Raw genomic sequence first — 14,018 nt, forward strand, 5'->3', positions numbered from 1 at the left:
TCATCGGAGCAGGGCGGCGACGTACCCGGTCGACGCGAAGCCCGGAATCAGTACCCGGATTCCGGAACTTCCTCTGCTCCATCGATCCAGCGAGGCCGAGAGGCGCCGCTGGCAGCTGCGCGGGAGCGCAGTGAGCCCGATGACGTGCTCGATCATTTTGATGACGGTGCGACCCGAAAGCGCGCCATCAATTTCTGGAGAGTGCTATGCCCGAAGCGCTGATTCATCGACGCCGAAAACTGACCGAAGCCTCCTTGCAGGAACGGTCCGTCCCGATTCCGCGAGCGCCCCGAGACGCTCTCCTCAGACGGGTGGCGGCTCCGCAGCCGGTCGCGGCGGCACCCGAGGATCCCGCAGACCTCGACGTGATCATTCCGGCTTTCAACGAGGAGTCCCGGATCGGCGAGGCACTCGAGGCGCTCTCTCGAGAGTTCTCCTCGCAGCCCGGGCGCATCCGTGTGCTGGTCGTCGACAACGGCAGCGTCGATGCGACGGTCGAGGCCGTCGACAGCGTGCGGCGCTCAGGCGTGCGGATCGACATCGTCAACTGCCGGACGCCGGGGAAGGGCGCAGCGGTCCGAGCCGGAGTGGCGCACGCGACCGCGGGCTCCATCGCCTACGTCGACGCGGACACCTCGGTGCCGCCCCATGCCCTCGCGACCGGTCTGTCCCTGCTCGAGCACGGGTGGGACGGCGTGATCGGGTCGCGGCGTGCGTTCGGCGGCAAGTACGCCGTCGCTCAGCCGCTGGTCCGGAGGCTCGGGAGCCGTGCTTTCAATGTCGCAGCTCGCACAGTGGTCGGGCCGCTCAGCGATACCCAGTGCGGAATGAAGATGTTCCGACGCGAGGTGGCTGAGCACCTTTTCGCCGAGGCCTGGGTCGACGGGTTCGCGTTCGATGTGGAGATCCTCGCTCGTGCTCGTGCCGCGGGGATGAAGCTCATGGAGCTGCCGGTGACGTGGACGGACAGCCCGGGCTCGTCGTTCTCCCTGATGAGGCACGGGACGGCGTCCTTCCGCGAGATCGCTCGCGTCCACCGCCTGACCAGGAAGCTCGCTCGTGTCGCGTGACGGCCGGCGCGACCGCAGAACGGGTCTCCTCGTCATTGCCAACTGGCGTGACCTGGACCACCCGGAGGCGGGTGGGGCCGAACTCGTCTGTCAGGAGCTCGCCGCACGGTTCGCCGAGCGCGGCGAGAACGTCGTCGTCCTCGCCGCTTCGGTGGCGGGTCGTCCGCGCCACGAGCGACGCGACGGCTACCGGATCGTTCGCGGCGGGGGACGGTTCACCGTCTACGCGCATGCCCTGGCGTGGTTGCTGCGGCACCACGGCGAGGTGGGCGCGGTCATCGATTCGCAGAACGGCATCCCGTTCTTCACCCCGCTGGCGGTCGCGTCGCGCACTCCCATCGTCATGCTCCTGCATCACGTGCACCAGGACCAGTTCGGTGCGTACTTCTCTGCACCCGTGGCGGCACTCGGCCGCTGGCTCGAGAGCAGCGCGAGTCGACGTGTCTACGGTCGGCGCGCGGTGGTCGCTGTATCGCCCTCCACGCGGACGGATGCCCGCCGGAGGCTCGGCCTGCGCGGGAGCCTGTGGGTCGCGCCGCCCGGCTTGGCGGTGGACAGTGCCCGAGGTGTCGCGCGCTCGGAGCATCCGTCCGTCGTCTCCGTCGGACGCCTGGTGCCGCACAAGCAGGTCAATCAGGTCATCTCCGCGCTGCCGGCGGTGCTCGAACGGCACCCCGCTCTCACCGTGACCTTCATCGGGCGCGGATCGGAGCGTGAGGGGCTCCTGCGCCTGGCGGAGGATCTCGGAGTCGCACATGCGGTGGACATCCGCGGAGACCTGGACGACGAAGCCCGCGACCGTGCCCTCGCCGGCGCCTGGATGTCGGTCAATGCTTCGGAGGGTGAGGGATGGGGCCTGTCGGTCGTCGAGGCGAACGCACAGGGAGTCCCGGTGCTCGCGTTCCGTCGGCGGGGCCTGCGCGACTCCATCGTCGACGGTGAGACCGGCTGGCTCATCGACGAGGGCGGCGATCTCGCCGCCGCCCTGGCGGACCGGCTCGACGAACTCGACGACGCTCGCACGGCAGCGCAGTACGCTCGCCGGGCCCGCGACTGGGCCGCGACCTTCACCTGGGAGGCGATGGCCGACCGGATCCTGCTCGCGCTCGACGTCGAGGAGGACCGGCTGAACGCGTCCGGTGAGGGAGCGCGAACGCTGTCCGATGCGGCGACGGTGCTCACGCTGCCGACGGAGGTGCTGCCGGCGGGGTGGACTCAGCGTCTGCGCCGCTCCGATCTGTGGATCCGGGACGGCGACGACGTCCGGATCCTCTGCCTCGACACGGACGTCGTCGCAGCGGAGCAGCTCGTCCAGTCGCTCGGTCTGGCGATCGGTTCGCCTCAGCGAGCTCGAGTGACGATCGAGGTCGCGCGCACCCGCGACTACCTCAGCCTGAAGCGGGCGGATGTCCGGAACGCGCTGGCGGACCAGTGAGCACGACGATCGCCCCGGATGCCGCCGGCATCCGCCTCCCCGTGTCCGCTGCAGCGCACGTCGCGAGGCATCGGGAGGAGCGTCCCCGTCGACGACCGGTCACGACCGTCGCGACCGCCTTCGGAGTCCTCGCCGTTGCGCTGTTCCTCCGGTTGTTCCATCTCGCGTCCTCCTACGACCTGTTCATCGACGAGACGACCTACACGGCGATCGCGAGGGACACGACCCTAGGTGCCGGCCCGCTGCTGCACGGGATGCCGTTCGTTCTGCATCCTCCGCTGGCGCTCCTGCTGCTGGCGGGCCCGGCACGACTTCTCGCCACGCAGGACACCGCCGCACTGGTGGACGGACTGCGGCCGTTCGTGGCGGTCACCGGGGCGCTGATCGCGGCACTGGTGTATCTGGTGCTGCGTCAGTCGGGATTCCGGCGGTACGCCCTGGTCGGCGCGGCCGTCGTCGCACTCGACCCGCTGATCGTCAGCTTCGACAGCCGGGTGATGCTGGAGGCTTTCGCGCAGCTGTTCGCGGTACTCGCGATCGCCGCGGCCGTCCGGGCGGTCACGGCTCCGCCGGCCTCACGCGGACGATGGTCCCTCCTGACCGCCGTCGCAGGCGCGGCGACGATCGCGACGAAGGAGACCTTCGGGATCGTCGTCCTCGTCACTCTCGTCCTCGTCGCTCTCACCGCAACGCGAGGACAGCGTCGATGGCCTCTGGCCGCCGTCGGCGGAACGCTGCTCGGGTACGGGCTCGTCAACGTGGCCATGATCGACTGGGCCGGACTAGGGCTGTGGTGGCACATGCGGACCGACGGCCTCATGCGGCTGCTCGGTCTGCAGCAGTCGACGGGATTCAAGGCGGAGGGAGTCGAGCACTCGTTCTGGGAGCGAGTGCTCCCGAACGGGGCTGAACTCGGCGGCACCTACGCGGTGCTCGTCCTCGGAGGACTGAGCGCCCTCTCCCTGCTCTGGAGAGTCCTCCGTCGGCACGAGACGGTGACGACGCTCCCGCCCACCGGCCGATCCGCCGCGCGGATCGTCGCGATCTGGGCGGTCTGCGCATGCGGTTACGTCGGCTACGCCGTCGTGTTCGGCTCGCTCGAAGAGCAGATGTTCTACATCGCTGCCGTGCCGTGCGGCGCCGCGCTGATGATCCGATCCGCGATCGCTCGCCGCTCTGTGCGCCGCATCGCGGCCTTCGGCATCGCCCTCATTCTCCTCGCGCAGGCGTTCGCCTGGTTCTCGGTGCACACCGCACGAGATGACGTGTACTCCCAGATGCTCGAGCAGCTCCCTCGAGTCGTGGCGCCCGACAGCACGATCGCGGTGACCGAGGAGACCGCTCAATTCGTCCTCACCGGATACGACCTCGGTCAGTGGGTGACAGTGCCTGACCTCCAAGCGAACGCGGTCGACTACGTGCTGCTCTCCGACCGCCTCGTCGAGTACGGGTACGGACTCGCTGACGGTGACTTCGCCGCCGAGGTCCGCGCCAACGGCACGCGCGTCCTCTCCATCCAGGGTCGGGAGAACGACCTCCAGCTCTACGACGTCCGCGAATGGACCGGTTCGGCCGTCGACTCGACCGCACCGTCAGGAGATGAATCATGACGACCGTTCGACCGCGGATCCTGCACCTCGGCTACGAGGATCCTCGCAAGCCCGGCGCCGGTGGTGGATCGGTGCGCACCCTCGAGATGAACAAGCGTCTCGCCGACGACTTCGAGATCGTCGTCGCGTGCGCGCGTTTCGCCGGCTGCGAACCGTACGAGGAGGACGGAGTCCGCTACGTGCACCTCGGTGCGGGAACGGGCCGCGACGTCGCCGCTGCGACCTACTTCGCCTCGCAGCGCCGCGCGGTGAGCCGCTACGCGCCGGATCTCGTCGTCGAGGACTTCGGCGCCCCCATCTCGACCTGGGGACTTCCGCGCACGACGTCGGTCCCCGTCATCGGCGTCGTTCAGTGGTTGTTCGCTGCGGAGAAGGCTCGGCAGTACCACCTGCCGTTCGATCGCCTCGAGCAGTACGGTCTCGCGGCGCACCGCACCCTGATCGCCGTCTCGGACGACCTCGGCGCGCGATTGCGCGAGCGCAACAGCAGAGCTGCGGTGCATGTCGTGCCGAACGCCCTGCCGCCGCAGGCGTTCGCCACCCCGACCCTCGGTCGACGTCGCGGAATCCGGTACCTCGGTCGGCTCGAGGACGCGCAGAAGGGGATCAGCCTGCTGCTCCGCGCCTTCGCTAGCGCAGCGCGAGCCGGCCTCCAGCAGGACCTCCTCCTCGCAGGCGAGGGACCCGATCGCATCGCGCTCGAGGCGCTCGCCGCCGACCTCGGGATCGCTGATCGGATCGAGTTCGTCGGGCCGGTGGCACACCAGGACCGCTTCGCGTGGCTCGCCGCGGCCGAGATCGTCGCGATGCCCAGCCGCTACGAGACGTTCGGGATGGTCGCCGCCGAGTCGATGGCGGTGCACTCTCCGGTCGTCGCCTTCGACATCGACTGCCTGCGCAACCTGGTGCACGACGGCACCGGACGGCGGGTGGCGGCGTACGACGTCGAGGCTTACGCTCGCGCTCTCCTCGAGCTGGGCGCGGATCCTGAACTGCGGTCGTCGCTCGGTCGAGGCGGTGCGGCGGACGTCGCATCCCTGACTTGGGACAACGCGGCGGAGCAGCAGGGCGACCTCTACCGCGCTGCTGTGCGCGACCGAGTCTCCGCGGAGGCCTCTCGGTGAGAGAGACGATGAACGGCGCCCACGACCGGGAGCTGCGCGCTGACGAGCCGACGACCGTCGATGCCGACGCCGACAGGGTCCGGCGGCAGTCCGCGGTGGTGTCCGCGACGACTCTGGTCGTCTCGATCGCGAACTACGCCTTCTCGCTCGTCCTCATCCACCTGCTGACGGCGCCCGACTACGTCGCCTACGCCTCCGCGCAGAGCCTGCTCCTGGTGCTCGGCTCGGGAGGCATGGCCGCGATCCCCTGGGCTGTCGCCCGGCATGTCGCTGTTGCTCGGACGACCCGAGCGGTGAGCGAAGCACTGGGATTCGGCCTCGTCGCCTCAGTGCTGCAGGGCGTCGTCTTCGCGGGGCTGGCCTTCGCGCTCGTCACGCCGACCTCGGGCGTCGAACTCGGAGCGGCGACGGCAGCCGCCGCCTTCGCGCTGTCCGTCATCGCCGCGCCGCTCGGACTCCTGCAGGGACAGAGCCGCTTCCTCTCCATCTCCGCTCTCCGTCTGGTCGAGATGGTGGTGCGGATCGGGCTCTCCCTGCTGCTGCTCCTTCTCGTGGCAGCGGATCCGCTGTCTCCCGTCGTCGGTTTCATCGCCGGCAACGCCGTCCTCTTCGTCGCCGCACTCATCGCATGCCGGGTCGCTTTTCCTCTGCGCCGTGCGGCGCTCACGACCTACAGCGGACTGCTCCGGCACAGCGTCCTGCTCGGAGTCGCCCAGCTCGCTCTGGCGGCCCTCGGCACGGCCGACACGGTCGTGATCGCGATGACCGGCATGTCGGCGATCGACGCCCGCGACTACCAGGTGGCCGCGCTGCTGGGACGCGTGCCGCTGTACCTCGGCACTGCCCTCGCCATGACCTACTTCCCGATCATCGCCGGCGCGGTCTCTGCAGAAGAGGCGAGGAGTCATCTCCGCCGGGTCGTCCGTCTGATCGTCGTCGTCGCCGCTCCGGTGTCGATCCTGATCGCCACCACCCCGGCGTGGGCGCTCGAGATCATCTCTCCGGAGCGGTCCGTCGAGGTCGGCCGACTGCTCCCGCTGACGGCGATCACGGGGTTCTCCGTCGCTGTGGCGACGGTACTGGCCTGCGCTCGCCAAGCTCGAAGGAGATACGGACGGCTCTTCGCGCTTCTCGTTCCGCTGGTGGCCGTGCAGCCGTTCGCGCTCTTCGCAGTGGGAGACGGCGCCGGGGCGGTCGGCTTCGCAGCCACCGCTGCAGTGTTCGGAGTCCTCGCAGTCGCCGTTCTCGCTGTCGACCTGCGCTCGTGGCAGCCGTGGTCGCTCGTGCGCAGGGTCGATGTCGGGGCCGTGCTCCTCGTCCTCGTCTTCGCCACCGTCGGCCGGGAGATCGGGTGGCTCTGGTGGGTCGCGGCGACGGGAGGCGTCGTGCTGTGCGCCTGGGTCCTGCTCGGGCGATCGGCGTCGACCGGAAGAATCGCCGGGTGACCGAGACGGGAACCGGGCGGCGCTGTTCCGATGCGCTCTAGTCCGGGAACGCCGCGAACAGAGTCTGCGGCGGCAGGGCGCCCGCCCTGTCCGGCATCCAGGTGACACGGTCGAGATCGAGACGATTCACCTGCGAGACGACTCGGTCGACTGCAGCGTCGCCCCCGCCCCCCGTGTTCTCCCCGCTCAGCGGCATCCCGAGCTCGCGGACGAGCGGCGCCAGGTAGTCGGCCGGCGCGAGGTCCCGCGGGGCCGTGCCGTAGGACGGCGCATCCAGCCAGGTGGTGACGGCAGTGACGTTCAGCCCGAGCTTGTCGATCGCACGGAGCTGTCGGGGCCAGTCGATCCCACCGGCGAGATCATCGCCGGTGCTCGCGACCGCGGAGCTGGAGACCCGCGCGTTCGCCACTCGATCGATGTCGCCGGGACGCACGCCCCATCCCGGGAGCAGGACGTCGATCGGGGCACGCGGGAAGGCGGTGCCGACTGTCCGGGTGAGCCACGTGCCGTATCCGCTCACCGACGAGAGATAGAACTCGAGCCACTGGCGCGACTGAGTAGCCGTCCCCGACCCCGGTCGCCATCTCGGGTCCGGAGCCGCCGCGAGAGCCCCAGGGCTGAACGCCCACAGGCTGTCGACGCGTGCGGCCGAGTGTGCCGGCGGAAGTCGCAGCTCGCCCGAGAGCAGGCCGCCCACGCGGACTCGATCGACGACGCCGGCGAAGTCCCTGGCGACCGCCGAGACGTAGCTGCTCTGCGCTTTCCGGACCGCCGGGTTCCAGACCGCGTCGAGTGCGTCGCTGCCGATGTCTCCGCGCCACTGCTCTCCGTACTGATTCGTGAACCGGGTGCTGCCGGGCAGCTTCCACGCCCAGGCCGGTGGGTACTGCAGGCCCAGGTCCAGGACGACCTCGATGCCTGCACTCCGGTAGCCGCGGGCCTCGGCCAGACGGCGTGCGACGTAGTCCCGATTGGTCGAGGTCGCGATGGGCTGGTAGGCGTCCCACCCCAGCTCGAGGGTGACGAGGTCGATTCCGGCAGCTGCATAGGAGGATGCGTCGCCCGCGATGGGCTGCAGGAGCTCGATGCTCACCGGGTGATCGGCCTCAGCGGCGGTCGTCGTCAGGGAGGCCGGGTTCACGGACCCACGCCCGACGAACGAGGCTGCGCGAGCCGGGAAGTCCGCGTCGCCCATCGTCATTGATCGAGTATCGCCGCTCGGAGCCGATGGGCCTTCTCCGCCGGCGCAAGCCGAAAGGAACAGGAGCAGGACGCAAGCCAGAAACCCTCCTGCTGTTCCGACTCGGTGAGACGATCGTGGAGAACTCATGGTGCCCCCGGTGCTGTCCTGGCTTCGGGCCTCGCACTGCGACGAGCGGGACGGTTCGGCTGACGTTAACACTGCGGGTATTCGGCCCTTGCCCCGCAGAGAGAGGGCAAGGTCTCTCACAAAGACTCACTGGGCCGGCGACCGATGCGGCCGGCGGTCGCATATTCAGCGGCCGGCTCCTCGGGCGGAGGGGCGCGGGTCGATGCCGGTGCGAGCGCCGCGACAGGCTGTTGCCATTCGAGTAGCGGCGGAGGGGCGTCTCGAGCCCGACGCGTTCGTGCGGTGGTGGATCTCGATACGCGCGTCGTGCGCGCTACTCGTTCAGCATGATTCCGCGACGGGACCAGTGGGCTGCGCGCGACGTGAACGCGCGCTCTGCTCGGTCAGCAGGTTTCCGCGAGTGGATCCGAACTCCGCATGCTGGTCGAGGAGCGGCGGAGCGGCGTCTCGAGACCCGCCGTCGTCAGTGCGGCGGAGGGTCGGGTGCGATCCCGGGCGTCAGACCGCCGCGAGGACCGCGCGGGCCGTCACCGCGTCCGTCACGAGGGCGTTGATCAGGGAGCCGCGGACGGCGCCGAGGATGCTCGGGGCCTTGTCGACGCCGACGGCGACGCCCACGGCGTGGGGGAGGGCGGCGAGGTCGGCGCGGGAGACGCGGACCATGCGCTCGCTGCCGGGGAACTCGACGGCCGAGCCGTCGGCGCGGAAGAAGTTGAGGCAGACGTCGCCGGCGGCCTCGTCGAAGAGGTGCCGATCGCTGGGGAGGCCGGCGGAGAGCTCGTGGCGAGTGGCGGTCGGGGCGCCGATGCCGAGCAGGGCGCCCTTGGCGCTGCTCCACAGGTCCATCACCTGGAGGAACTCGGGGTCGGCCTCGAGGCCGGAGCGCATCGCGGGGCTGGGCAGGGCCTGCGCGAAGAGGAAGCTGGAGCGGGCGCCGGTGGCCGCGGCGGCCATCCGGGTGATCTCGTTGGTCTGGAACCAGGACTGCGGCTCGGCCTGGCCGCCGACGGCGGGGACGATCGTCACGCCGGGCAGCGGGGGCAGCAGGCGCGAGCTCACCAGGTCGTGCACGGTGCGGCCGAGGGACATCAGCAGGGCGTCGCCGACGCCGAGCTGCATGTCCGCGAGGGCGGCGGCGACCGGGACGGCGAGGTCGCGGCCGAGGGTGGAGGCGTGCGTCACCGGGGCGAGGTGCACGGCGTTCAGGCCCAGTGCCTCGCGGAGGGCGTCGGCGAGGCCGGTGTTCTCGTCGACGAAGGGGTCGATCACGCTGATCTGCACGAGGCCCAGGCGCCGGGCCTCGGCGATGAGGCGGCTGACCGTGGGGCGGGAGACGTCGAGCCGCGCGGCGATCTCGACCTGCGTCGCGTCCTCGAGGTAGTACATCCGCGCCGCCTGGTAGACGACGTCGAGGGGGAACCTGACGGTCTCGGCGCGCCGGGGGGCGCTGGGCGGCGGAGTCACGTGCGTCATTGTGCCCTCTTCCTCGGCGTCGTGCAGGTCCCCTCCCCCTCCGCGAGATGCCACTTGTGAGCGCGACACGCCGTGGAAGGCGCTCACAAGTGGCATCTCGCGGAGAGGGGAGAGGGGCGGGGCGGGCTACTCGGAGAGGGTGAAGGGCGCCGTCATCTTGTCGACGTTGTCCTTCGTGATGAGGATGCAGTCGAAGGCCTGCTTCTCCTCCGACGCGCCGGTCTCGCCGGTGCGGAGGAAGGAGTCGGCCTGCTGGACGGCCTCCTTGGCGAAGGTCGCGACGGGCTGAAGCACGGTGTACTGCAGCTCGCCGGCCTTGATGGCGTCGACCGCGTCGGGCGAGCCGTCGAAGCCGCCGACCTTGACCTGGTCGAGCTTGCCGGCCTCCTTCAGCGCCGCGATCGCGCCGAGCGCCATCTCGTCGTTGCCGGAGATGACGCCGGTGACGTCGGGGTTGGCCTGCAGGATCGACTGCATCTTGTCGTGGCCCTGCGTGCGGTCCCAGTTGCCGACCTGGTTCGCGACCTCGACGAGGCCGGGGTACTGCGAGATGACGGTCGCGTAGCCGTTGGAGCGGGTCTGCGCGTTGTTGTCGGAGGGGGATCCGAACAGCTCCGCGTAGTTCGCGGTGTCGCCGACGTCGGCGACCCACTGCTGCGCACCGAGCGCCGCGCCCTGGGCGTTGTTGGAGACGAGCTGCGCCTTCGCGAGGCCGGTCTCGTTGATCTCGGCGTTCACCAGGATCACGGGGATGCCCGCCGCGTCGGCCTTCTTCACGGCGCCGACCGAGCCGGAGGCGTTGGCCGGGTCGAGGATGATCGCGACCGACTTGTTGGTGATCGCGGTGTCGATCAGGGTGCTCTCGGTGTTTGTGTCGCCCTTCGAGGCGCCCACGTTGGCGGTGTAGCCGAGCGCCTCGGCCTCGGCCGACGCGACGTCGCCCTCGGTCTGCCAGTAGGGGTTGGCCGGGTCGTTGACGATGATCGAGATGAGGCCGCCCTCGGAGGCGCCCGGGGTGCCGGCGGCCTCTCCCGCGGTCCCCGCGTCGGAGGAGCATCCGGACAGGACGAGGGTGAGCCCCGCGCCCGCGGCGAGCACCGTTGCCAGCTTGCGGTTCATTGGTCTGTTCCTTTCACTGTGGTCCGATCGGCGGTGGCCGACCGAGGTCTTCTCTCGGGAGGCCGGCCTAGGCGGCCGGGGCGCCCGATGTCTGGGGGACGGGCGCCGGAGCGCCCGCCTCGGAGGCGGGCCGCGGGCCGGAGCCGCCGCCCTTGCGCGGCTTCCCGCGGTACTGCACCGCGTTCAGCAGGACCGCGAAGACGATCACCGCGCCGGTGAAGACGGTCTGCCAGTACGACGAGACGCCGATGATGACGAGGCCGTCGGAGAGGAAGCCGATGACGAACGCACCGAGCAGCGTGCCGCGGACGGTGCCGACTCCGCCGGTGAGGGCCGCGCCGCCGATGACGACGGCGGCGATCGCGGTGAGCTCGTAGGAGCTGCCGGCGGTGGGGCTGGCGCTGGTGAGCTCGGAGGAGAGGATGAGCCCGGCGATCGAGGCGAACAGGCCCGAGAGCACGTAGACGCGGACCTTGACCCGCTTCACCGGCACGCCGGAGAGCTCCGAGGCGCGCTCGTTGCCGCCCGAGGCGTAGAGCCAGCGGCCGAACACCGTGCGGTTGAGCAGGAGGCTGACCACGATCGCGACGACGATCATGATCACGACGCCGATCGGCAGGCCGAGCAGCCGGTTGAAGCCGAGCCAGTCGAAGCCGGTGTTGCCGAGCTCGGGCTGCCCCGCGAGGTCGTTGTAGGTGAGGCCGTCGGTCATCAGCAGCCCGACGCCGCGGACGACGTAGAGCATCCCGAGGGTCGCGACGAACGGGGCGACCTTGAACCGGGCGACCAGGATCCCGTTGATCAGGCCGATCAGCGCGCCGGCCCCGCAGGAGAGCACGACGACGACCCAGAGCGCGGGGTAGAGGGTGCTCCCGCCGATCTGCACGCCCTGCATCAGGAAGCCGGCGATCACTCCCGAGAAGCCCAGCGTCGAGCCGACCGAGAGGTCGATGCCGCCGTTGAGGATGACCAGCAGCATGCCGATCGCGAGGATCGCGTAGACCGCCACGTGCGAGGACATCGTGAGGATGTTGCCGACGGTGAAGTAGTTGGGCGAGAGGATCGAGAACACGACGATGATCGCGATCAGCGCGAAGAACGCGCGCCCCTGCAGCAGCAGGCGGCCGAGGTCGAAACCGTCCTTGAAGAGCGCGGGGCGTCGCTGCCCGGTCGCGGTGGAGGTCATTGAGGGCTTCCGTTCCGTAGTGGTCACGAGATCACGGCCTCACCGGAGGCGGCCATGATGTCTTCTTTGGAGACGTCCGAGCCGAACTCGGCCGCGATCCGGCCTCGGCTCAGCACGATGATGCGGTGGGCGATGCTGAGGCACTCGCCGACCTCGGAGGTCGTGTAGACGACGGCCAGGCCGTCGCGGGCGCGCTCGGAGAGCAGCCGGAAGACCTCGGCCTTGGCGCCGATGTCGATGCCGCGGCTCGGCTCGTCGAGCAGGATCACGTCGGGCTGCGTGGCCAGCATCTTGCCGATGACGACCTTCTGCTGATTGCCGCCGGAGAGCGAGCCGATCATCGCCTCGCCGCCGGCGGTCTTCACGTGCACCGTGCGGATCGAGTCGGTGACGAGGTCGACCTCGCGGCGGGGGGAGAGGAACAGCCCCCTCACGAAGGAGCCGATGCTCGCGAGCGAGAGGTTCCGGCCGACGGTCATGGTCTGCACCAGGCCGTCGCGCTGGCGGTCCTCGGGGACGAGGCCGAGGCCCGCGCCGATCCGCTCGGCGATCGACATCCCGGCCAGGTCGCGGCCGCTCTTCGAGATCGTGCCGGCGGTGACGGCGGTGCGGCCGGCGATCGCCTCGAGCAGCTCGGTGCGGCCGGCGCCCATCAGCCCGTAGAGGCAGACGATCTCGCCCTCGCGGACGTCGAGGTCGATGCGGTCGACCACGTCGCGGCCGGGGATCGACGGATCCGCGACGCTCACGCCGCGCACCGAGAGGGCGACGTCGCCGAACGGGTAGCCGGTGGGCGGGGAGCCGAGGTCGAAGCCCTCGCCGACCATGGCGCGGACGACCCAGGCGAGGTCGATGTCGGCGGCGACGGCGGTCGCGGTGACCGAGCCGTCGCGGAGGACGACGGCGTGATCGGTGATCTCCAGCGCCTCCTCCAGGTGGTGCGAGATGTAGACGATGGAGACGCCGCGGGCGGTGAGGTCGTGGATGACGGTGAAGAGCACCTCGACCTCGGCGGCGCTGAGCGCGCTGGTCGGCTCGTCCATGATCAGGATCCGCGCGTCGACGGAGAGGGCGCGGGCGATCTCGATCAGCTGCTGCTGGCCGAGCCGCAGGTCGGCGACGAGGGTCAGCGGGTCGATGTCCTCGCCGAGCTCCTCGAGCACCGCGCGGGCCTGGCGCGCCTCCTCGGCGTAGTCGACGCCGGACGGGCCGGTGATCTCGCGGCCGAGGAAGATGTTGTCGCGCACCGAGAGGTTCGGGGCGAGGCTCAGCTCCTGGTGGATGATCGAGATCCCGTGCTCGCGGGCGTCGACGGTGTCCTCGAAGGCGACCGCGGTGCCGTTCAGCACGATCTCGCCCGAGGTGGGCTGCTCGACCCCGGACAGGATCTTCATCAGCGTCGACTTGCCGGCGCCGTTCTCGCCGAAGAGCGTGGTGACCTGGCCGCGGTGCACCGAGAAGCCGACACCCTTGAGCGCGCGAGTGGCGCCGTAGGTCTTGACCACGTCGACGGCCTCGAGGACGACCTCGCCGATGCCGGCGACCGGGGCCTCGGCGGTGCTCACTGGACCACCAGCTCGGACGGCGTGACGAGCCAGCCGGCCGGGTTGATCAGCTGGAACGCGCCGGTGACCTGGATCGTCTTCCCCTCGAGCGCCGTGGTGTCGACCGCGCCGAGCACGGTGGTCTTCAGCTGCTCGTTGAGGGCGCTCGCCGCGTCCTGGTAGTCGATCTGGTTGGTGAACTGGCCGAACTCGACGGTGCCGGTGGCGTCGCGGAGGTCGGTGCCGTTGATCGCGGGGCCGGTCTGCACGCGGATCAGGACGTCGCCGGGGACGCCCTCGACGGTCACGGGGTAGATGCCGTTCTGGCCGGCGCCGACCGTGCCGGTGAAGGTGGTGGCGAACTCGGGGCCGGTGCCGCCGGGGACGCCGTACTCGGTCGCGGCTCCCGCGCTGTCGGCGGCGATCGCGGTGGCGAGGGTGGCGGCGTCGACCGCGCGGTCGGCGATGCCCTCCTGGATCACGGGGAAGTTCTCGGCGGCCCAGGACTCGGCCGAGAACTCGGCGGGTCCGGCGCCCAGGTCGGAGTCGGCGCCGACGACCTTGGTGCTGAACGCCATCGCGGCGAGGACGACCACGACGACCGCGGCGAGGATCAGGCGCTTCCGGGAGGCGCCGATCGGGGGCCTGCTCGTGGTGGGAGGGAGTGCACGCGTCATCGCGG

General features: G+C 70.3%; 11 protein-coding genes. 5 read left to right on the top strand and 6 right to left on the bottom strand.

The window, feature by feature from the left end; translation table 11 throughout:
* Positions 1–206 precede the first annotated feature (206 nt).
* Genes HRK28_RS15665 through HRK28_RS15685 form a run of 5 tightly spaced genes read left to right on the top strand, consistent with a single transcriptional unit; the run spans position 207 to position 6,684 of the window.
* Positions 207–1,070, top strand: coding sequence for a glycosyltransferase (locus tag HRK28_RS15665; protein WP_173252275.1), 864 nt, complete (start codon positions 207–209; stop codon positions 1,068–1,070).
* Positions 1,060–2,505 (top strand): glycosyltransferase family 4 protein, encoded by a 1,446-nt coding sequence (locus HRK28_RS15670; RefSeq protein WP_173252276.1) that lies wholly within the window; start codon positions 1,060–1,062, stop codon positions 2,503–2,505. Before HRK28_RS15665 ends, HRK28_RS15670 begins: the two co-directional genes overlap by 11 nt.
* On the top strand, positions 2,502–4,115 hold the full coding sequence (locus tag HRK28_RS15675) for a phospholipid carrier-dependent glycosyltransferase (protein ID WP_173252277.1): 1,614 nt from the start codon (positions 2,502–2,504) through the stop codon (positions 4,113–4,115). The genes HRK28_RS15670 and HRK28_RS15675 overlap by 4 nt, the downstream gene beginning before the upstream one ends.
* On the top strand, positions 4,112–5,239 hold the full coding sequence (locus HRK28_RS15680; RefSeq protein ID WP_123731581.1) for a glycosyltransferase family 4 protein: 1,128 nt from the start codon (positions 4,112–4,114) through the stop codon (positions 5,237–5,239). The genes HRK28_RS15675 and HRK28_RS15680 overlap by 4 nt, the downstream gene beginning before the upstream one ends.
* A complete protein-coding gene (locus tag HRK28_RS15685) occupies positions 5,236–6,684 on the top strand; it encodes a lipopolysaccharide biosynthesis protein (RefSeq protein WP_173252278.1) in 1,449 nt (482 codons plus the stop codon). Before HRK28_RS15680 ends, HRK28_RS15685 begins: the two co-directional genes overlap by 4 nt.
* Positions 6,685–6,721: 37 nt before the next feature.
* Here HRK28_RS15685 and HRK28_RS15690 read toward each other — a convergent pair whose 3' ends face one another.
* From HRK28_RS15690 to HRK28_RS15715, 6 genes are all read right to left on the bottom strand, one after another.
* Positions 6,722–8,014 carry a hypothetical protein gene (locus HRK28_RS15690; RefSeq protein WP_173252279.1) on the bottom strand — a complete coding sequence of 431 codons (1,293 nt, stop codon included), beginning with the start codon at positions 8,012–8,014 and terminating at the stop codon, positions 6,722–6,724.
* A 498-nt stretch (positions 8,015–8,512) separates the two neighbouring features.
* Positions 8,513–9,478 carry a sugar-binding domain-containing protein gene (locus HRK28_RS15695; protein WP_216845560.1) on the bottom strand — a complete coding sequence of 322 codons (966 nt, stop codon included), beginning with the start codon at positions 9,476–9,478 and terminating at the stop codon, positions 8,513–8,515.
* A 135-nt stretch (positions 9,479–9,613) separates the two neighbouring features.
* On the bottom strand, positions 9,614–10,606 hold the full coding sequence (locus tag HRK28_RS15700; RefSeq protein WP_132435498.1) for a D-ribose ABC transporter substrate-binding protein: 993 nt from the start codon (positions 10,604–10,606) through the stop codon (positions 9,614–9,616).
* 67 nt (positions 10,607–10,673) lie between these two features.
* Positions 10,674–11,792, bottom strand: a complete 1,119-nt coding sequence (locus tag HRK28_RS15705) for an ABC transporter permease (protein WP_173252281.1) — start codon at positions 11,790–11,792, stop codon at positions 10,674–10,676.
* Positions 11,793–11,815: 23 nt separating this feature from the next.
* The gene (locus tag HRK28_RS15710; RefSeq protein ID WP_173252282.1) at positions 11,816–13,357 is read right to left on the bottom strand and encodes a sugar ABC transporter ATP-binding protein; all 1,542 of its coding nucleotides are present in this window, start codon (positions 13,355–13,357) and stop codon (positions 11,816–11,818) included.
* Positions 13,354–14,013, bottom strand: coding sequence for a DUF2291 family protein (locus tag HRK28_RS15715; RefSeq protein ID WP_123705917.1), 660 nt, complete (start codon positions 14,011–14,013; stop codon positions 13,354–13,356). The genes HRK28_RS15710 and HRK28_RS15715 overlap by 4 nt, the downstream gene beginning before the upstream one ends.
* Between the last annotated feature and the right edge of the window lie 5 nt (positions 14,014–14,018).

This window comes from Rathayibacter sp. VKM Ac-2835, assembly GCF_013266705.1.
Taxonomy (GTDB): Bacteria; Actinomycetota; Actinomycetes; order Actinomycetales; family Microbacteriaceae; genus Rathayibacter.